A 19,095-nucleotide genomic window follows, 5' to 3' on the forward strand; every position below is an offset into this window, starting at 1 on the left:
TGACAGTTCTGCAACAAAGCAGTCAGTCAGTTAACACCGACCCGCTTTCTTTAGAGCCGGTAAGCGATGCTGTCGTTCCAGAAACGGTCGAGACGCTGTAGCGACTTGTTCATCGCCGTGAATTCTTCGACCTGAATACCGCCAACCTGTTCGATCGAGGAGATATGGCGTTCGTAGAGCGAAGCCACCTGATCGGCAATAGCATTGCCCTTGTCCGTCAAGCTGACGCGCACCGAACGACGGTCAACGCGCGAGCGCTGATGATGAATGAAGCCCATTTCGACCAGCTTCTTCAGGTTGTACGAAACGTTTGAGCCGAGATAGTAACCGCGCGAGCGCAGTTCACCGGCGGTCAGTTCCGAATTGCCGATGTTGAACAGCAGAAGCGCCTGCGTCGCATTGATGTCGCTCTGGCCATTGCGGTCGAACTCGTCCTTGACGACATCGAGCAGGCGGCGATGCAGGCGCTCGACCAGCTGGAGCGCTTCCAGATAAAGCGAACGAAGTGCGGTTTCCGGTGTCGTGAGCGGAGCGGATATGTCCGTCTTGCGCTGTGCGTTGATCATTTCTTTTGCCTCTCTGTCGGAGCCGCATTCCATGAAACCATGATGCAGCTCTCTGTCCTGTTTTATGCGGTGTATTGTTTCTCACCGTGTCTTGAGAGGAATTTAGGGGAGATGCATAAAATTCGACTTAAAAGTCAGCCTTAACAGTAACTTACCGGACAGATTGACCATTCAGGCTTAATGTTTGCTTACTCCGCGCCATTTGCGGGACCGCGCCCGGATACATTGTTACAGCGCAAGAATGCCGGTTTTCCGGGCGTTGGAAAGGCCTGCTACATTAAACTTTCGTCATTTGAGAAGTGTCTGGATAGTGGCTAAATACGAGCCATCAACAATCCATTGGAGGGACCATGGCGCTTCGTCTTGCACATTATTTCGTGGTCGGCGGGCTGTTAAGCTTTACCGGCTTTGTGAGTTTCGCTCATGCTGAACCGGTTACCGCGGCTCCGCAAATGATCATGTATAAAGATCCCTATTGCGGCTGCTGCGAGGGCTGGGCTGAACATATGAAAGCTGCTGGCTTCAATGTGACGGTTAAAGTCGAGGAAGCGATGGACACCGTAAAGGCAAAGTATGGCGTTGGTGCCAATCTCGCCTCATGCCACACGGCAGTCGTCGATGGATATGTCATCGAGGGACATGTTCCTGCCGGTGCGGTCAAGCGGCTGCTGGCAGAACGTCCACAGGCAACGGGGCTGACTGCACCCGGCATGCCGATGGGATCGCCGGGCATGGAAATGCCGGGCAGCAAAGCCGATACCTATGATGTTCTGCTTTTCAAAGGCCAGATGACGAAGCCCTTTGCCCGCTATGAGGGTACGCAAGCGCTCTAGAAGCTAGATCGGCAGGCTCGCACGGGCCTGCCGTCTCTTTTCGAAGAAGAGCAGAATACGAAAAGCGATAAAAATGACGATGCAGGCCGCGTTGAAACCAACTGTCAGCGGCTTGTATTCGAAATGCCGGGAAAAAACGGAATAGATGGCGATTTCGCCGAGTGCTGCTACGAACCAGAGCACAGGGCCCCACGGTGCGCGCATCCACAGACCTGTCGCAGCAACGGGCATCAGAACGGCCAGAGCCACAACCGCAGTCTGCCAGGGCCATGGCATCAGATCGAAACGCCATAGAAGTCCCGGTTGAATACCGATCAGCCTGATCCAGTAGAAAACACCACTTGCCAGCGCCACAAGGGCGAGTATCCGAACGAACCATGTGAAGGCCCATTCGGTTCCGCTCGGCTGGGTATGCTGGCGCAGCTCGTTCATATGCATCAGCCGATCCTCACCACAAGGTCAGTTCCTTGTCACCCAGATTTGCAAAATAGACATTGACCTGTTCGGGCTTCACTTCGTCGAGCGTTGCGGGTTTCCAGTTCGGCGCACCGTCCTTGTCTATGAGCAATGCGCGAACGCCTTCATAGAAGTCGTGCGCTTCCAGCATCCGGTTGGCAATGCGGTATTCCATGCGCATGCAATCATCGAGATCGAGCGGACGACCATCGGCAATCTGGCGGAAAGTAACCGCGACACTGGTTGGTGAACGCGTGGCGATCACCTTCACGATGTCCATTGCGGCCTTGCTGCCCGCTTCGGCTTCCTTTTCCAGCGAAGCCATGCAATCGGCAAGCGTTGCGCCGGAAAAGCATTCCGCAATGATCTGGCGCGTTTCAACAGCGGTTTCAAAATCGGGATACTGGCTGCGCGTCAGAGCCGCATCAATGTCGGCGGTTGCGATGATGTCGTCCCGCACATCCTGCAGATCACTTGCGGCGATGGCATGTGTCGCAATCCCGCTCTGCAGGCAATCGCCCCAGCGGATTCGGTTGCCGGTCAGCGCAAGATAATATCCGAAATTGTCGTGCAGATGCGGCAGGAAAGCGCTGCCGCCCACATCCGGGAAGAAGCCGATGCCGGTTTCCGGCATGGCAAACATGGTGTTTTCCGTCACGATGCGGTGCGAACCGTGAACGGAAATGCCCGCACCACCGCCCATGACGATCCCGTTGATCAGCGAGATATAAGGTTTTGGAAACCGGCCAATGCGCGCATTGAGCCGATATTCGTCGCGGAAGAATTCGTAAGCAGGTGTTCCGGCCTGACCGGCCTTGTAGGCGGCAACCACATCACCGCCTGCGCAGAATGCGCGCCCTTCGCCTTCGAGAATCACACAGGCCACTTCAGGATCGTCTTCCCAGGCCTGCAATGCGCGATCCAGCGCCAGAATCATTTTATGCGTGAGCGCATTGAGGGCCTCGGTCCGCGTGAGCTTCACAAGCCCCGCTTTTCCCTTGCGTTCAAAGCTGATTTCGCTGCCGCCGCCGAAGTCAATCTGCATATCGTGTCTCCCGTTCCATCAAATGGGTAGAAAGTGAGACGCCCCGCGTCAATCCTGCACAGGTCAATGTTCTTGGTTTCATCACTTTTCCCATGATAAACGGTGCGCATCCGATATCAGCCTCCAAAATTTGGGAATTAAGGCTTCACTTCTCGGGATTATTCAAATGACCGACCGCCAATCCAAATATCTGCCCACCAATATCAGCCAGCATGTCGATGACGTTACCGGCAGCAGACGTCTGCGCCGTATGCGCAAGGCCGACTGGTCGCGCAGGCTGGTGCAGGAAACCCGGCTGACAGTTGATGATCTCATCCTGCCGTTCTTCCTGACCTATGGAACCGGTGTAGCAGAACCTGTGGAAGCAATGCCTGGTGTCGAACGCTATTCGGTCGATATGGCTGTTCGCATGGCGGAAAAAGCCGCCAGGCTCGGCATTCCCGCCATTGCCCCATTCCCGCGCGAAAAGCTGGAAGTGAAGACTGAGGACGGCGCTTTCGTCGCAAGCCCGGACAATCTGATCAATCGCGCCGTGCGCGCAATCAAGAAGGAAGTGCCTGAAATCGGCATCATCACCGACGCGGCGCTCGATCCCTTCACCACGCACGGCCATGACGGCATTTTGCGGAACGGCGAGATCGTCAACGACGAATCGGTCGCCATGGTGGTTCGTGGTGCGCTTTCGCAAGCTGAAGCCGGTGCGGATATCATTGCCCCGTCCGATATGATGGACGGTCGCGTCGGCGCCGTGCGTCAGGCGCTGGACGAACATGGGTTCTGCCATCTGCCGATCATGTCTTATGCCACCAAATTCGCTTCCGCCTTTTATGGTCCTTATCGCGATGCCATCGGCACGCAGGGGCTGCTGAAGGGCGACAAGAAGACCTATTATCTCGATCCGGCCAATCCGGAAGAAGCCGTGCGCGAAGCCGAGCAGGATATTGCCGAAGGCGCAGATATGCTGATGGTCAAGCCGGGCTTGCCCTATCTCGACATCATCCATCGCCTGAAAAGCGAATTCCGCCTTCCCACCTATGCCTATCAGGTGTCGGGCGAATACGCGATGATCAAGGCCGCCGGGATCAATGGCTGGATCGACGAAGAAAAGGTGATGATGGAGAGCCTTATGGCGTTCAAGCGCGCCGGTTGCGACGGAATTCTTACTTACTTCGCAATCGAAGTGGCTGAAAAGCTTAAGCAACAGGGTTAAACGGCAAGTCCTTTCGGCAGGAAATCTTCAAATTTCCTTGAAACCGCCGGTTTTGGTTACCATGTTGATGACTGTTCCGCTGAGGTAGCGGGACAGCGCCGGTTGTCACACTCCCCCGGACGCTTCCTTGGAAACGACTGGAAGGAAAAATGTCCGACCATATTCTGCACGGCGAAGTCATGGGCCCGCGTTATGAAAGCCGCGCATTCTTTGAAGGCGTGCGCACGCGCCGTATTATGGCTTTTCTTATCGATTACCTGATTGTCTTTCTGCTCTGCATCCCGGCAGCAATCGTCATTGCAATCCTCGGCATCATTACGCTCAGCCTTGGCTGGATGCTCTATGGCATCATGTTTCCAATGGTGGCGTTGTTTTACATTGCACGCACTCTGGGTGGACCGCAGCAGGCCACCAAAGGCATGCAGATGATGAACATCAAGCTCGTCCGGCTCGAAGGCGGCACGGTCGATCCGATGCTCGCAATCGTGCACACGGTTCTGTTCTGGGGTCTCAACGTGGTGCTGACACCGCTGATCCTGCTCGCTTCGCTGGTTCTCGACCGCAAGCGCACGGTGCATGATCTTCTGCTCGGCACGGCTGTGATCCGTTCAGATCGATAAACGCATAGAGTTGAATCAACGCATCGACCCCAAAGTCTATTCGGATTTTCGGGTCGATGCTTCAGATCAAAAAAATTCAGAGCCGGCTGCGCAAAATGCCTATTGACGTTTTGTGCCGTCGGCTCAATCTTTAGAGATAGTATCGTGATGGTTTTGCCAGAGCATTTCCAGCAAAAGTGCGAAGCGGTTTTGTGTAGGAAAACGCGTCAAAGCGAATAAGTTAAGCCATTTCGTGGATATTGAATGACCCATCAACCGCAACAGTCTCCGCAGTTCTTTCTGACAGCTCCGTCGCCTTGTCCCTATCTTGAGGGTCAGATGGAGCGAAAAGTCTTTACGCATCTGGTCGGCGACAAAGCGAACGAGATCAACGATCTTCTGACCCAAGGCGGCTTCCGCCGTTCCCAGAACATTGCCTATCGTCCGGCTTGCGAACTGTGCAGGGCCTGCATATCCGTTCGCATCCTTGCCGGAGAGTTCAAGATGACGCGCAACATGCGCCGCGTCTGGACGCAGAATAATGACCTGATCGGGCGCGTGCACAAGGCACAGCCCAGCACCGAACAATATGCACTTTTTCGCGATTATCTCGACGCGCGCCATCGTTCCGGCGGCATGTCGGACATGACTGTCCTCGACTATGCGATGATGATCGAGGATACGCATGTGAACACGCAGATCATCGAATATCGCAAGCGCGGTCCGGAAAGCTTCATCAGCGCCAAAGGCGACGGCGAGCTGATCGCCGTAGCTCTCACCGACGTGATGGCCGATGGCCTGTCGATGGTTTACTCGTTCTTCTCACCGCATATGCATGACCGGTCGCTTGGAACCTACATGATCCTCGATCATATCCAGCGCGCACACGCCGCCGGTCTGCCGCATGTCTATCTCGGCTATTGGGTCGAGGGATCACGCAAGATGCAATACAAGATCCGCTTTACCCCGCAGGAGCATCTGGGCCCCCGCGGCTGGCAACGGTTTGAGGGTTAGACATAAAAAGCGGCGAAAGCCGCTTTTTTATTGATCCGTTTGCGCAGTGTCTGAATCAAAAAGCGGCAGGCCGTGGTGAAAATGGTGATTTCGAGAACCGCAGCGCAGCGTACATAAAGGTACGTGAGCACCGGAAGCACAGAAATTGCCATTTTAGACCGGCATGGCGACTTTTAGATCAGACACTTAGAACTTGCCTGAACGCGGAAAGCCCTTCGGCACCAGACGGCCCGCAGAGGCGCGTGCGCCGATCCACTCGACAAGCTCTTCCTTGTTGCGATTGAAGGTGCGCTCTGCCGAATCCTGCCAGGAAAGCCCCTCGGCAAGTGCAAAGGTGCGGACATCGGAAACACCGCCATCCTTGTATTTTTGCAGGCGCACGCCCTTGCCGCGTGTCATTTCCGGAATGTCGGAAAGCGGGAAGACCACCATCTTGCGATTCTCGCCGACGACAGCGATATGATCGCCGGAAACGCGCTGGCAAAGCTTTGCCTCGTCCGGCGCCTTGACGTTCATCACCTGCTTGCCCTTGCGGGTGTTGGCGACCGCTTCGTTTTCCGGAACGATGAAACCGTTACCTTCATGGCTGACAAGCAGCAGTTTCGCTGATGGATCATGCACGAAGGCCGTCAAGATATCCTGATCGTTTTCCATGTCGACAAGGATGCGGATCGGCTCGCCATGGCCACGACCACCGGGAAGCGTGTTTGCGCCGATGGTGAAGAACTTGCCGCCCGTCGTGAAGAACAGAAGCTTGTCCGTCGTCTCCGCATGGAAAGCGAGCTTGAGCTTGTCGCCTTCCTTGAAGGCGAGCGTCGAGAAATCGGCCAGATGCCCCTTCATCGCGCGCAGCCAGCCCTTTTCCGAAACCACGATCGTGACCGGCTCACGCTCGATCATCGCCTGATGAATATCTTCCAGATCATGGGTCGGCGCATCAGCAAAGGTCGTGCGACGCGCGCCGAGCTTGGTCTTCGGACCGAACTTTTCGCGCACCGACTTGATTTCGGCGCTGATCTTCTTCCACTGGCGTGTGCCCGAAGCGAGCAACCCTTCGAGATCGGTCTTCTCGACGGTGAGATCGTCGAACTCCTTGCGGATTTCGAATTCCTCGAGCTTGCGCAACGAACGCAGGCGCATATTGAGGATCGACTCGGCCTGAACGTCGGTCAGCTCGAAGGTCCGCATCAGGTCCTGCTTCGGCTCATCCTCCTCGCGGATGATGCGGATCACTTCATCCAGATTAAGATAGGCGATCAGGAAGCCGCCAAGGATTTCCAGGCGTCTTTCGATTTCCGCCAGACGGAATTGCGAACGGCGGACAAGCACTTCCTTGCGGTGGTCGAGCCACTCGCGCAGAACGCTGCCCAACGACAGAACATTCGGCACCTTGCCATGTGACAGCACGTTCATGTTCAGCGAAACGCGGCTTTCCAGCTCGGTCAGCTTGAAAAGCGATTCCATCAGCAGTTCAGGATCGACCGTCCTGTTCTTCGGCTCCAGAACGATACGGATGTCTTCCGCCGACTCGTCACGAATGTCGTCGAGCAATGGCAGCTTCTTTGCCAGCAGCAGCTCGGCAATCTTTTCGATCAGGCGCGATTTCTGAACCTGATAGGGAATTTCGGTGACGACGATCACCCAGGTGCCGCGATTGCCCTCTTCCTTCTCCCAGCGGGCGCGCACACGAAATGCGCCGCGGCCCGTGCGATAGGCTTCCAGGATATTGCCATGCTCTTCGACAAGGATGCCGCCGGTCGGGAAATCCGGGCCACGCACCTTGCACTTCAACAGAGCAGCCGGGTCGGTCTCGGCTTCGCGCTTCAGTTCTTCCCATTGCTCCGGCGAGGTAACGAGTTCCTCAACCGGCGCGTCAGGATGATTGATGATATAGAGCGCCGACGAGCAAAGCTCCGCCACGTTATGCGGCGGAATATTGGTCGCCATGCCGACCGCAATACCCGCCGAACCGTTTGCAAGCAGGTTCGGGAAAGCGCCCGGCAGAACGATCGGCTCTTCGTCCTCTTCATTATAGGTCGGGCGGAAATCGATGGCGTTTTCGTTGATGCCTTCCAGCAGCAACGTCGCCACTTCCGTCATGCGCGCTTCGGTGTAACGCATGGCAGCCGCGTTATCGCCGTCGATATTGCCGAAGTTGCCCTGCCCGTCCACGAGCGGATAACGCACCGCGAAATCCTGCGCCAGACGCACCAGCGCATCGTAGATCGACGCATCGCCATGCGGATGGAACTTACCCATCACATCACCGACGATACGGGCGCATTTTGCATAGGCCTGATCAGGATTGAGACGCAGCAGACGCATGGCGTGCATGATGCGACGATGCACCGGCTTCAAGCCGTCGCGCACGTCCGGCAGCGCACGATGCATGATCGTCGACAGCGCATAAGCGAGGTAACGTTCCTCGAGAGCCGATTTGAGATCGACCCGTTCGATGTGTTCTTCGCCGTCATCCGGCGGAATCAGACTTTTTCCCATGTCTCTCAGTACCAACTGCGCGATTCGCCAGCAAGACTTCAGGAGAACCAATCCAGTACATTAGTGTGTAATAGTCGCAATCCTGCCGCCATTTGTGTCCTATAGAGCTATTGGGGGCAAGTTTCCCCGGCTGCAATCGCAGGCTGAGGAAATCATGTTGTTATTGCGAGTGATTTCCGCCTATGAATGCCGCGCTATATTAGAGATTAGGCAGGAGCTTCGAATGCAGGTTTTCGTCAATATCAAGCCAGCGGCACGTGTTTTGGCTGCAGGTACAGCGCTTTCGCTGATTTTCGGCAGCGCGGCCATGGCAGCTGACGCCAATGCAGTCGCCGAGCGTATCAAGGCACTTTATGCGAAACAGGGCGGCGAACTGAGCTTCGCCAATGTTCAGGCGAACGGCTCCGACATCGTGCTCCAGGGCACCAAGATCAAGCTGCCGACGGTGGGCGAAAAAGAAACCGCCCTCGGCGACGTGACGCTCCAGAACGTTCAGGATGCGCCGGACGGCGGCTACAGCATCGAACAGGTCACCGTGCCCGATCTTGCCTTTGCTGGCGAGGAAGACAAGAACGACAAGGCCGAGATCAAGGGCCTTGCCATGCAGAACGTGCATATTCCGTCGGAAACCGCCAAGGGTCCGCTCGACAGCATGGTCATGTATGACAAGCTGAAGATTGACGAAATCCAGTTCGGCACCCCCGGCACGGATGGCGCCACTGTAAAGGGTTTCGACCTGTCGCTCGACACCTCCAACAAGGCCGAGAAGATCGGCTATGTCTGGACCATCGCCAATATCGACGCGACCTTTGAGAAGGGCGGCAAGAACCCGCTTGCACCGCTCGACATGAACACCTTCAACGGCTCGCTGAACTCCAAGGGCAGCTGGTCGCCGACTTCGGGCGACACATCGCTGGACCAGCTGGAACTTCAGGCCGAGGAACTTGGCAAGATCAACATCACCGGCAGCCTCGGTGGCTATGATCTGGCCTTCCTCGAAGCCGTCCAGAAGACACAGGAAAACATGAGCAAGGCCGACGCAGACAAGGATGCTGCCGGACTTGCAATTCTGGGTCTGGCGGAACAGCTGAACCTGAAGAACCTGTCGATCCGCTTCGACAACGAAACCCTGACCCAGAAGCTTCTCGACTATTACGGCAAGCAGCAGGGCGCGGATGGCAAGCAGCTTGGCGAGCAGATGAAGATGATGGTTCCGCTGATGGCGACACAGCTGAAGAACCCGGATTTTGCCCAGCAGCTCAAGGCCGCATCCGACAAGTTCTTCGACGATCCGAAGTCGCTGACCATCAGCGCATCGCCGGACCAGCCGGTGACCTTCGCTTCCATCGTTGCCACCGCATCGCTGGACCCGACGAAGATCATCCAGCTTCTCAAAGTCAGCGTCGACGCTAACAACTAAAATGAAAAAGCCCGGTGAGAAGACTCACCGGGCTTTTTTCACCTAATAAAAAACCCGGCTCAAGGCCGGGTTTTTACTTTTTATAGAGGTCGTTTAGCTCTTCTGTACGGGAGCCAGACGAATATGCAGGTCGCGCAGCTGCGCGGGCGACACATCCGAAGGCGCGTTCATCAGAAGATCAAGTGCCTGCTGGTTCATCGGGAACAGCGAGATTTCGCGCAGATTCTTTGCACCGACCAGAAGCATGATGACGCGGTCGATACCGGCAGCCATGCCGCCATGCGGAGGTGCACCGTACTGGAACGCACGATAAAGACCGCCGAAACGCTCTTCCACATCCTGCTGGCTCAAGCCAACCTTTTCAAATGCCTTGACCATCACGTCAGGCAGCTGGTTACGGATCGAACCCGAGGCGATTTCAAAGCCGTTGCAGACGAGATCGTACTGGTAAGCCTTGATCGCAAGCGGGTCCTGGTTTTCCAGAGCGTCCATACCGCCCTGCGGCATGGAGAACGGATTGTGTGCGAAGTCGAGCTTCTTGTTGTCTTCGTCCCATTCGTAGAACGGGAAGTCGATGATCCATGCCAGTTCGAAACGATCACGATCGACGAGGTTCAGTTCTTCACCAGCGCGCGTGCGGGCATCGCCAGCGAACTTGTAGAACTTGGACGGCAGACCGGCAACGAAGAAGCAGGCATCGCCGTCTTCGAGACCCATCTGCGTGCGGATCGCTTCCGTACGCTCTTCACCGATGTTCTTGGCAATCGGACCAGCGCCTTCAAGCTTGTCGCCTTCCTTGCGCCAGAAGATATAGCCGAGACCCGGCTGGCCTTCGCCCTGCGCCCAGGAATTCATGCGGTCACAGAATGCGCGCGAACCGCCGGTCTTGGCCGGAATTGCCCAGACTTCGACCTTCCGATCGTTGGAGATCATGTTTGCGAAGACCTTGAAGCCCGAACCGGCGAAATGCTCGGTCACAGCCTGCATTTCAATAGGGTTGCGCAAATCCGGCTTGTCCGAACCATAGGTGCGGATCGCATCGTCATAGGCAATGCGACGGAACTGCTGCGTCACCGGCTTGCCTTCGGCAAACTCTTCGAAGATGCCGCGCATGACTGGTTCCATCGTTTCCCATACTTCTTCCTGGGTCACGAAGCTCATTTCGAGGTCGAGCTGGTAGAACTCGCCCGGCAGACGGTCTGCCCGCGGGTCTTCGTCGCGGAAGCACGGCGCGATCTGGAAGTAGCGGTCGAAACCGGCAACCATCAGAAGCTGTTTGTACTGCTGCGGCGCCTGCGGCAGCGCGTAGAACTTGCCTTCATGAATACGGCTCGGCACGAGGAAATCGCGCGCGCCTTCCGGCGAGGAAGCTGTCAGGATCGGCGTGGTGAACTCATTGAAGCCGATTTCGGTCATGCGGCGACGCATCGCGGCAATGATCTTGGTGCGGCTCATGATGTTCTTGTGCAGCGTTTCACGGCGAAGGTCGAGGAAACGGTACTTCAGGCGGATATCTTCCGGGTAGTCCGGCTCGCCGAATACAGGCAGCGGCAGTTCCTTGGCAGCGGCCAGCACTTCGATTTCGGTTGCGAAGATTTCGACTTCGCCGGTCGGCAGATTGGTATTGACCGCATCGCCTGCGCGGGCCTTCACTTCACCATCGACACGGATAACCCATTCGCCGCGAACGGTTTCGGCAACCTTGAAGGCGGGCGAATCGGGATCGGCCACGATCTGGGTAATGCCATAATGATCGCGAAGATCGATGAAGAGAATGCCGCCATGGTCACGGACGCGGTGAACCCATCCGGAAAGGCGAACGTTCGAACCAACGTCCGTCTTGCGAAGGGCTGCGCAGGTATGGCTGCGGTAACGGTGCATGATTTCTGCCTTTGGAATAATAAGTCAGTCCTTGCTGACGGAAACGCTTTAAATTCTCGCGGAAAAGCGCATTTTGACCGGGTTTTGTCAAGTCTGCATTCCCTGCGGGTTTTGGTGTTAAACCACCTTGACGTAACGTGTCGACAAAAAACACTATGTGCGTATTAAGTGGAGCGCCAGTTCCTGATTATTTCGCGACAAGCGGCAAAGCTCTGTCTCTTTGTTTTGTCGCATTATCCGACGCAAAACCGCTTCGCACTTTTGCTGGAAATGCTCTAAAAGGTAGACATGCATCTGATTACGACAACACAGGCTCTCGAAGAGGCCGTATCCGCCCTCGCCAAATCCGATTTCGTTACAGTCGACACGGAGTTCATCCGTGAAACGACGTTCTGGCCGGAATTGTGCCTTATCCAGATGGCCTCGCCTGACCATACGGCGCTTGTGGATGCGCTTGCGCCGGGGCTCGACCTCGCGCCGTTCTTCCGCTTGATGGCCGACGAGACGATCGTCAAGGTTTTCCACGCAGCACGGCAGGACATCGAAATCGTCTTCCACCTCGGCGATCTCATCCCGTCGCCTGTCTTCGACAGTCAGGTAGCGGCAATGGTTTGCGGGTTTGGCGATGCCATTTCCTATGACCAGCTTGTGCAGAAGGTCACCGGCAAGCAGATCGACAAGTCGTCCCGGTTTACCGACTGGCGCCGTCGCCCGCTTTCAGACAAGCAGCTCGACTATGCACTGGCCGACGTTACCTATCTGCGCGATATCTATCTCTATCTGAAGGAAGAACTTGAGAAAGAAGGTCGCAGCGAGTGGGTGAACGAGGAAATGGCGGTGCTGACTTCCCGTGAAACCTATGACATGCACCCTGACGATGCGTGGCGCCGGGTCAAGGCACGCGTCCGCAAACCGCTGGAACTTGCGATTGTGCAGGCTGTCGCCGCCTGGCGCGAACGCGAAGCGCGCGAGCGCAATGTGCCGCGTGGACGTATCATCAAGGACGACACCATAGCCGAAATCGCACAGCAGCAGCCGCGTGACGCGGAAGCACTGGGCCGTCTCCGCTCGATCCCGAAGGGTTGGGAGCGTTCGGCACAGGCTGCAGGGCTTGTCGCAGCGATCCAGTCCGCGCTTGAAATCCCGAAGGAAGATTTGCCAAAATTGCCGAAGCCGTCGCATTCGCCGGAAGGCAGCGCCGCCGCTGCAGATATCCTCAAGGTTCTGCTCAAGCTTGTGACGGAAGAGCACGGCGTCGCGGCAAAGATCGTGGCGAATTCCGACGACATCGACAAGATCGCCTCGGAAGGCGACAAGGCCAATGTGCCTGCCCTGCATGGCTGGCGTCGCGAGGTTTTCGGTCAGAAAGCCCTCGATCTGATCGACGGCAAGATCGTCATCAAGTTCGAGAACCGGCGGATCAGGGCGGTTGAGTTAGGGGAGTAAGGCAATAGGGCAGTAAGGCAGTGTGTTTAACGCGAGCATTAACATATTGCCTTACTGCCCTACTCACTTACTGCCTTATTCCCGCGTCCCCTCGATGGCTGCATCACCAACCGCGAAATAGATGTTCTTTCCGGTCAGCTTGGAGAGCTGCTGCAAGCGGCCTTCGGGACGATCCGAAATCAGATCGGCCAGGTCTCCCGGTACGACAAGCGCAATGCCGCTTTCTTCCTCACGCCAGATAAGGCGTGGGATGACGCCCGGCATCGAAGCCGACAGAAGGTAGACCACCCGCAGCAAGGCTCCAAGCAGCTTTGCCCGTTCACGCAGGCGCGGCGTGGCGAGCTGCATGATCTCCGGCGCAATCTCGTCTTCGATCAGCCCTTCATGGCGATAATAATTGGCAAGCGCCATGAAGGAACGTCCGGCGTGGTCGATACCGCCGAACGAGCCGTGAGCGATGATGTTCAGCGCCTGCGATCCGCGATAATCGGGATGCGCACGCCAGCTTATGTCGGCCACGAGGCAGGCAGCCTGTCGGTAGCGCGCTTCATCCTCGGTTTCGTCAAACCCGAGGACCGGCAAGGACAATGTTGTCCAGGTTGCCAGTTCGCGGGCATGACGCGGAGAGCGCGAGCGCAGAATGGACAGTTCGTCTGCCGAGGCCAGCAGCGGATCGAGCCGCTGCTCGTTCTTCGGCAGAAGCGAATAAAGATAGCCTTCACGCACGCCGAGCGCCGAGAAAACGATCTTGGAGGGTTTCATCAGACGGATCGTCTCAAGCAGCACCGTGGCGCCATAAGACAAAAGTTGACGGCGGTTTTTCGAAACAGCTTCAATGCCGCGCATCGTGTCGAGATTGCCCTTGGCAACGCGCTTGAGGAAGCTCTGCGCGTCCACCGGATTCATCTCGTAGCCGTGCATGACGTGCAGGGGATAGTTCTTCGCCGTCATATGCAACTTGGCAAGGTTACGCCAGGTGCCGCCGACCGCATAGAAAACCTGGCCCTGATGGGCTTGCAGAAGCGTCGCCTTTGCGAGTTCCGTGCGCGCAATCTTGGTTGCCTCTGGCAGCCGTCCATCGGACATATCCTGCAAGCGCAGGCCACCGAGCGGCAAGGTGATCCCCTCGCCTACCTCGTGGTCGTCCACCGCGATCAGCTCAAGGCTGCCGCCGCCGAGATCGCCCGTGACACCCTTCGGCTGGAAGAAACCGGAAATAATGCCGAGCGCTGAGTAATAGGCTTCTTCCTTGCCGGACAGCACCTCGATGTGCCGGCCGAGAATGGCTTCCGCCTGTGCGATGAAATCCGGACCGTTTTTCGCTTCGCGTGCAGCCGCAGTCGCCAGCGCGTGAATGGAAACCGCGCCGGCCTGTTCGGCCAGAGCGCGAAAACGCTTCAGCGCACGAAGGGCCGCTTCAACGGATTTCTCGTTGAGCTTGCCGGTTTTCGCGAGGCCCTTTCCGAGGCCGCAAAGTATCTTTTCATTGAAAAGCACCGTCGGCGAACGGACGATGCCTTCATAGATGACGACACGGATCGAGTTCGAGCCAATGTCGATGACCGCGACGGGCTTGAGTCCCTTGAGGCGGCCTTGTGCTACAGCTGGACTCATGCAGTCGTTTTTCTTTCCGCCTGCGCGCGCTTGCGATGCGCGATAAGGCGGGGGGCCGAAGACTTCAGCGACTTTCCGCGACCCGACAGGCTAGGATTGGTCATGAAATATTCCTGCGCGTTGAAAGCTTCCTCTCCTGCTTCTTTTTCTATCCGGCGAGAGGTGCCGTCCGCAAGTAGCTGATAGCTCTGTTGGTTATCAATTATGTTGGCAAACATGATTTGCGACAGGATTTGTTGATGCACTGTTGCATTTGTGATCGGAACAAGCGTCTCCACGCGGCGATCAAGATTGCGCGGCATCATGTCGGCGGAACCGATATAGACGATTGCCTTGTCGGAAGGCAGGTCATTGCCATTTCCGAAGCAGAAAATGCGGCTGTGCTCGAGAAAACGTCCGACAATCGACTTGGCGCGAATATTGTCGGAAAGCCCCGGAACGCCCGGACGCAGGCAGCAGATGCCACGCACGACCAGATCAATCTGCACGCCCGCCTGGCTCGCCACGTAGAGCGCGTCAATAATCTGTGGATCAACCAGCGAGTTCATCTTCATCCAGATCGCAGCCGGACGCCCCGCCTTCACATGCGCAACCTCGTCCTCGATGTGCTTGAGGATTCGCGCGCGAAGTGTGAAAGGTGAAATCGCTATCTTCATCTCTTCGGCAGGCTGGGCATAGCCCGTGATGAAATTGAAGATATGCGCCACGTCGCGAGCAATATCCGCGTCCGACGTAAAGAACGACAGGTCGGTATAGATACGCGCCGTGATCGGGTGATAGTTGCCCGTGCCCAGATGCACATAGGAGCGCAGCTTCTGATCTTCACGGCGTACCACGAGCGACATTTTCGCGTGGGTTTTCAATTCGATGAAGCCGAACACCACCTGAACGCCCGCGCGCTCCAGATCGCGTGCCCAACGAATATTCGCTTCCTCATCGAAGCGTGCCTTCAGCTCGACCAGCGCCGTTACCGACTTGCCCGCTTCTGCAGCATCGACCAATGCGCGCACGATCGGGCTGTCATTGGAGGTACGATACAGCGTCTGCTTGATCGCCAGCACATCCGGGTCGGCTGCAGCCTGCCGCAGGAACTGCACCACCACGTCAAACGATTCATAGGGGTGATGGACCACAATGTCCTTTTCACGAATCGCTGCAAAGCAATCGCCGCCATGCTCGCGAATACGCTCCGGGAAACGCGGATTGTAGGATACGAATTTGAGGTCATCCCGCGGGATCGAAACGATCTCCGAAATCATGTTGAGCGCCAGAAGACCTTCATGCACGCTGATGCGGTTTTCCGAAACGCCAAGTTCCGTCGCCACGAAGACGCGCAAGGCTTCTGGCATTTCGCCGTCAAACTCAATGCGGATAACCTGACCGCGACGACGGCGTTTCAGTGCTGTCTCGAAGAGACGAACGAGATCTTCCGCCTCTTCTTCCACTTCGATATCGCTGTCACGGATGATGCGGAACGTACCGGCGCCGCGCACTTCGTAACCGGGGAACAGTCGCCCGATGAACAGGCTCACCGCGTCCTCGATGGTGATGAAGCGGTAGGTGTTTTGCTGGTCTGTCGGCAGCTGAATGAAGCGCTTGAGCGCGACCGGAATACGCAGAAGGGCCGTCATCGGATGATTGTCGGCGCGGCGCGCAAGCTGCAGGGCGATGGAAAAGCCGAGGTTCGGAATGAACGGGAACGGATGCGCCGGATCAATGGAGAGTGGCGTCAGAACAGGGAAAATCGTTTCGAGGAAGTGGTTTTCAAGCCATTCCTTTTCGGGCTTTGAAAGCGCCGACGGGCGAACAATCTCGATGCTGTCCTGTTCCAGTTCCTCGCGCAGCATACGCAGGCGTTCCTGCTGTTCTTCCTGCAAGCGCCCTACTTCGTCCAGAACGAAGTCGAGCTGTTCCTGCGGCGTGCGTCCATCGGCGCTGCGCATCGCCACACCGGCGCGCACCTGAGCGGCGAGACCGGCAATGCGGACCATAAAAAATTCATCGAGATTGGCGGCGGAGATAGACAGGAAGCGCAGGCGTTCAAGCAGAGGCTGCCGCATATTCGCGGCTTCTTCGAGAACACGCCGGTTGAATTGCAGCCAGGAAAACTCGCGATTCACAAAGCGGTCGGAACTTTGCATCAATTCGCCGTTCAAAGCTTTGTGAACGTCAGGGGCTACGTCCACATCGGGAACGACGGTTGGGTTGGGGGCTAGTCCGGCTGTCATTTCGTGTGTCCCGCCTTCAATCGCGTTGGGGGTTTCGCTCGCCATAACGCTGTTTTCGCTCATTTTTCCTGTCCCGACTTCCACCGGAACATTCCGGCTCTGCCTTAAGCCTATGGCTGTCATATGACAGTTTGATAGCAATTAGCTTCAAATGTCCTCAGAATTGATGAAAACGCTTCCGGAAACAAGACTTTCGCGGTACACGCATGCCAATGTCTATGCATGATCCTGTCCGGGACCCGGTTCAGGATCATGCTCATACCGCCCATCGACCAGAACCGGAGCATATTATGTCCGATCACATTATTCCTCACTTTCAGAACGACGCCGGCCATGCGGCCATCGAAATCGGCGTGAAGGAATTCATGTGCGTCGGTGCAAACCCGCCTTTCGATCATCCGCACGTGTTTCTCGACATGGGTGATGAAAGTGAAGTCGTTTGCCCGTATTGTTCGACCCTCTATCGCTACAACGCCAAGCTCCATGCCGACGAAACCGTTCCGGCTGGCTGCGTTTACGAAGCACCCGCCGACAAAGCCGCCTGATCTGGGCAGCCTCACGGGGCTGAATGCCGGATGATCTCATCGACATGAGCAAAGGGCGCATATTGATTGCCGGGGCCGGAGTTGCCGGTCTGTCGGCAGCATTGGAGCTGGCAGCGCGCGGCTGGAATGTCCGGCTTGTCGAAAAGGCCGAGACCCTTTCGGAAGTCGGTGCTGGCCTGCAACTTGCACCCAATGCGATGCGTCATCTGGAACGGCTCGGCGTTGCCGGCCGTCTTTCTGCACAAGCCATAACGCCGGAAGCGCTCTACCTCATGGATGGGCGCAAAGCGCGTCCGCTGATGGAAATGAAGCTTGGCGACAAGGCTTCTCAGCGCTGGCACCATCCCTATGTCGTTTGCCATCGCGCCGATCTGCAATCCGCTTTGCTCGACGCCTGCTGTGAAGAGCCCGGCATCGACATCAGCCTCGGTGCTGAAATCACAAATCATCGCGTCGAAAACGGCGCTGTTGTAGCCACTATCCGCCGTGGCAATTCCGAAGAATCTGTCGACGCTGCATATCTGATCGCCTGCGATGGCGTCTGGTCGGCGGAGCGCTCGAAGGCAGGTTTCAGCAAGGCAAGGTTCAGCGGCCATATTGCCTGGCGCACTACGCTCGCGGCGGATGCCCTCCCCGCATCGTTTTCGTCCGCTGTTGTAACAAGCAACGCAGTTTCAGCATGGCTCGGCAGGCAAGCGCATTTCATCGCCTATCCGGTCAAGGGCGGCAGTTTCTTCAATTTCGTCGCCATCACGACGGGCGAAAACCCCGGCGAAGTCTGGTCCAGAACCGGCGATCCGGCGCGCTTGCGCTCCATCTACGCGGAGTGGGGCGCTCCCGTTCGCGATGTGCTGGCGGCTGCCAATGAGTGGACCTATTGGCCGCTTTTCGAAATGCCAGATGCTCAATTCGTCGGGCCGGACCGGACGATTTTTCTCGGCGACGCTTCGCATGCGGTCACACCTTTTGCTGCACAAGGTGCCGCCATGGCGATCGAGGATGCTGCGGCCATTGCCGAGGCACTGGACAGTGGCGACCACGAAGCAGGGCTGAAGCGCTTCGATACCGTCCGCAAGGAGCGGATTGCTGCGGTTGCCAAGCGCGGCCAGTTGAACAGGTTCGCCTATCACGCCACCGGCATTTTCGCGCTTGGCCGCAACACGCTCTTCGCCATGCGCAGTCCGGATAGTTTCCTGAAGGATCTGGACTGGCTCTATGGCTATGATGCCATTGCGGCAGTGCGGAATTAAGCTGCGTCGCGCGCAGCTTCGAGCGTCGCAACGTCGAGCTTGACCATCTTCATCACGGCATCGGCCACGCGCTGGCGTTGTTCGGCTGTGCCGTTCTGCAGGACATCCAGCAACATCTGCGGCACGACCTGCCACGAGAAGCCATACTTGTCCGTCAGCCAGCCGCATTCCATCGGCGCGCCGCCCTCCATCAGTTTCTCCCAGAACATATCCAGTTCCACCTGATCCTTGCATTGGACGAAAAGCGAAACTGCCGGGGAAAACTTGAAGGTCGGCCCGCCGTTGAGGCCGGATATCGCCTGCCCGTCGAGCGTGAAGTTCGCCACAACCACATCCGTGCCTTCGGGCTGGTGTGCATGCTCAAATCGAATGAAGCCATCGACGGAAGCCGATCTTCCGCAAGCGCGGAAGATCGAGACATAGTGGTTCGCCGCTTCTTCGGCCTGCTTGTCGAACCAGAGACAGATTGTCAGACCTGACATTGTTTCC

The 19,095-nt window shown here is 56.9% G+C and carries 16 protein-coding genes; 8 read left to right on the forward strand and 8 right to left on the reverse strand.

The window, feature by feature from the left end; translation table 11 throughout:
• Window positions 1-50: 50 nt before the first annotated feature.
• The gene (gene ldtR, locus AC1RHM_RS21635) at window positions 51-566 is read right to left on the reverse strand and encodes a transcriptional regulator LdtR (protein ID WP_010661087.1); all 516 of its coding nucleotides are present in this window, start codon (window positions 564-566) and stop codon (window positions 51-53) included.
• Window positions 567-916: 350 nt separating this feature from the next.
• Here ldtR and AC1RHM_RS21640 point away from each other — a divergent pair, with 350 nt between their 5' ends.
• Entirely contained in the window at window positions 917-1,399 is a 483-nt protein-coding gene (locus AC1RHM_RS21640) for a DUF411 domain-containing protein (RefSeq protein ID WP_036588486.1), read from the forward strand.
• 3 nt (window positions 1,400-1,402) lie between these two features.
• Here AC1RHM_RS21640 and AC1RHM_RS21645 read toward each other — a convergent pair whose 3' ends face one another.
• A complete protein-coding gene (locus AC1RHM_RS21645; RefSeq protein ID WP_012092343.1) occupies window positions 1,403-1,837 on the reverse strand; it encodes a DUF6163 family protein in 435 nt (144 codons plus the stop codon).
• A 10-nt stretch (window positions 1,838-1,847) separates the two neighbouring features.
• Window positions 1,848-2,900, reverse strand: coding sequence for an enoyl-CoA hydratase/isomerase family protein (locus tag AC1RHM_RS21650; RefSeq protein WP_029925130.1), 1,053 nt, complete (start codon window positions 2,898-2,900; stop codon window positions 1,848-1,850).
• A 166-nt stretch (window positions 2,901-3,066) separates the two neighbouring features.
• Between AC1RHM_RS21650 and hemB the strand changes: the two genes are divergently transcribed.
• The 3 genes from hemB (at window position 3,067) to AC1RHM_RS21665 (ending at window position 5,723) form a co-directional block, all read left to right on the forward strand.
• A complete protein-coding gene (gene hemB, locus AC1RHM_RS21655; protein WP_012092345.1) occupies window positions 3,067-4,110 on the forward strand; it encodes a porphobilinogen synthase in 1,044 nt (347 codons plus the stop codon).
• Between the two features lie 149 nt (window positions 4,111-4,259).
• Window positions 4,260-4,730, forward strand: coding sequence for an RDD family protein (locus AC1RHM_RS21660; protein ID WP_010661082.1), 471 nt, complete (start codon window positions 4,260-4,262; stop codon window positions 4,728-4,730).
• A 243-nt stretch (window positions 4,731-4,973) separates the two neighbouring features.
• A complete protein-coding gene (locus tag AC1RHM_RS21665; RefSeq protein WP_012092346.1) occupies window positions 4,974-5,723 on the forward strand; it encodes an arginyltransferase in 750 nt (249 codons plus the stop codon).
• Window positions 5,724-5,909: 186 nt separating this feature from the next.
• Here the strand turns inward: AC1RHM_RS21665 and AC1RHM_RS21670 are convergent, their stop codons facing one another.
• Entirely contained in the window at window positions 5,910-8,222 is a 2,313-nt protein-coding gene (locus AC1RHM_RS21670) for a DNA topoisomerase IV subunit A (protein ID WP_010661080.1), read from the reverse strand.
• 223 nt (window positions 8,223-8,445) lie between these two features.
• Here AC1RHM_RS21670 and AC1RHM_RS21675 point away from each other — a divergent pair, with 223 nt between their 5' ends.
• Window positions 8,446-9,642 (forward strand): aq_1923 C-terminal domain, encoded by a 1,197-nt coding sequence (locus AC1RHM_RS21675; RefSeq protein ID WP_010661079.1) that lies wholly within the window; start codon window positions 8,446-8,448, stop codon window positions 9,640-9,642.
• A 93-nt stretch (window positions 9,643-9,735) separates the two neighbouring features.
• Here the strand turns inward: AC1RHM_RS21675 and aspS are convergent, their stop codons facing one another.
• Window positions 9,736-11,523: an aspartate--tRNA ligase gene (aspS, locus tag AC1RHM_RS21680; protein ID WP_036588488.1), complete on the reverse strand. Its 1,788-nt coding sequence runs from the start codon at window positions 11,521-11,523 to the stop codon at window positions 9,736-9,738.
• 288 nt (window positions 11,524-11,811) lie between these two features.
• Here aspS and rnd point away from each other — a divergent pair, with 288 nt between their 5' ends.
• On the forward strand, window positions 11,812-12,969 hold the full coding sequence (rnd, locus tag AC1RHM_RS21685; protein WP_010661077.1) for a ribonuclease D: 1,158 nt from the start codon (window positions 11,812-11,814) through the stop codon (window positions 12,967-12,969).
• 75 nt (window positions 12,970-13,044) lie between these two features.
• Here rnd and ppx read toward each other — a convergent pair whose 3' ends face one another.
• Both ppx and AC1RHM_RS21695 read right to left on the reverse strand, forming a co-directional pair.
• On the reverse strand, window positions 13,045-14,583 hold the full coding sequence (gene ppx, locus AC1RHM_RS21690) for an exopolyphosphatase (RefSeq protein WP_036588491.1): 1,539 nt from the start codon (window positions 14,581-14,583) through the stop codon (window positions 13,045-13,047).
• Window positions 14,580-16,811, reverse strand: a complete 2,232-nt coding sequence (locus AC1RHM_RS21695; protein WP_043062647.1) for an RNA degradosome polyphosphate kinase — start codon at window positions 16,809-16,811, stop codon at window positions 14,580-14,582. Before AC1RHM_RS21695 ends, ppx begins: the two co-directional genes overlap by 4 nt.
• Window positions 16,812-17,101: 290 nt before the next feature.
• Between AC1RHM_RS21695 and AC1RHM_RS21700 the strand changes: the two genes are divergently transcribed.
• A complete protein-coding gene (locus AC1RHM_RS21700) occupies window positions 17,102-17,356 on the forward strand; it encodes a zinc-finger domain-containing protein (protein ID WP_010661074.1) in 255 nt (84 codons plus the stop codon).
• Between the two features lie 44 nt (window positions 17,357-17,400).
• Window positions 17,401-18,606, forward strand: coding sequence for an FAD-binding protein (locus AC1RHM_RS21705; protein ID WP_036588525.1), 1,206 nt, complete (start codon window positions 17,401-17,403; stop codon window positions 18,604-18,606).
• Here the strand turns inward: AC1RHM_RS21705 and AC1RHM_RS21710 are convergent.
• Window positions 18,603-19,088, reverse strand: coding sequence for a VOC family protein (locus AC1RHM_RS21710; RefSeq protein WP_010661072.1), 486 nt, complete (start codon window positions 19,086-19,088; stop codon window positions 18,603-18,605). The genes AC1RHM_RS21705 and AC1RHM_RS21710 overlap by 4 nt on opposite strands.
• Window positions 19,089-19,095 lie beyond the last annotated feature (7 nt).

The organism is Brucella sp. GW823-FHT04E01, from assembly GCF_058796175.1.

Bases quoted from the DNA above. Each gene is read 5' to 3' on its own strand.
- ldtR (WP_010661087.1), bottom strand. From the start codon at position 566: ATGATCAACGCACAGCGCAAGACGGACATATCCGCTCCGCTCACGACA.
- AC1RHM_RS21660 (WP_010661082.1), top strand. From the start codon at position 4,260: ATGTCCGACCATATTCTGCACGGCGAAGTCATGGGCCCGCGTTATGAA.
- AC1RHM_RS21705 (WP_036588525.1), top strand. From the start codon at position 17,401: ATGAGCAAAGGGCGCATATTGATTGCCGGGGCCGGAGTTGCCGGTCTG.
- rnd (WP_010661077.1), top strand. From the start codon at position 11,812: ATGCATCTGATTACGACAACACAGGCTCTCGAAGAGGCCGTATCCGCC.
- AC1RHM_RS21650 (WP_029925130.1), bottom strand. From the start codon at position 2,900: ATGCAGATTGACTTCGGCGGCGGCAGCGAAATCAGCTTTGAACGCAAG.
- AC1RHM_RS21645 (WP_012092343.1), bottom strand. From the start codon at position 1,837: ATGCATATGAACGAGCTGCGCCAGCATACCCAGCCGAGCGGAACCGAA.
- AC1RHM_RS21665 (WP_012092346.1), top strand. From the start codon at position 4,974: ATGACCCATCAACCGCAACAGTCTCCGCAGTTCTTTCTGACAGCTCCG.
- AC1RHM_RS21675 (WP_010661079.1), top strand. From the start codon at position 8,446: ATGCAGGTTTTCGTCAATATCAAGCCAGCGGCACGTGTTTTGGCTGCA.
- AC1RHM_RS21670 (WP_010661080.1), bottom strand. From the start codon at position 8,222: ATGGGAAAAAGTCTGATTCCGCCGGATGACGGCGAAGAACACATCGAA.
- AC1RHM_RS21700 (WP_010661074.1), top strand. From the start codon at position 17,102: ATGTCCGATCACATTATTCCTCACTTTCAGAACGACGCCGGCCATGCG.
- AC1RHM_RS21710 (WP_010661072.1), bottom strand. From the start codon at position 19,088: ATGTCAGGTCTGACAATCTGTCTCTGGTTCGACAAGCAGGCCGAAGAA.
- AC1RHM_RS21640 (WP_036588486.1), top strand. From the start codon at position 917: ATGGCGCTTCGTCTTGCACATTATTTCGTGGTCGGCGGGCTGTTAAGC.
- AC1RHM_RS21695 (WP_043062647.1), bottom strand. From the start codon at position 16,811: ATGACAGCCGGACTAGCCCCCAACCCAACCGTCGTTCCCGATGTGGAC.
- ppx (WP_036588491.1), bottom strand. From the start codon at position 14,583: ATGAGTCCAGCTGTAGCACAAGGCCGCCTCAAGGGACTCAAGCCCGTC.
- hemB (WP_012092345.1), top strand. From the start codon at position 3,067: ATGACCGACCGCCAATCCAAATATCTGCCCACCAATATCAGCCAGCAT.
- aspS (WP_036588488.1), bottom strand. From the start codon at position 11,523: ATGCACCGTTACCGCAGCCATACCTGCGCAGCCCTTCGCAAGACGGAC.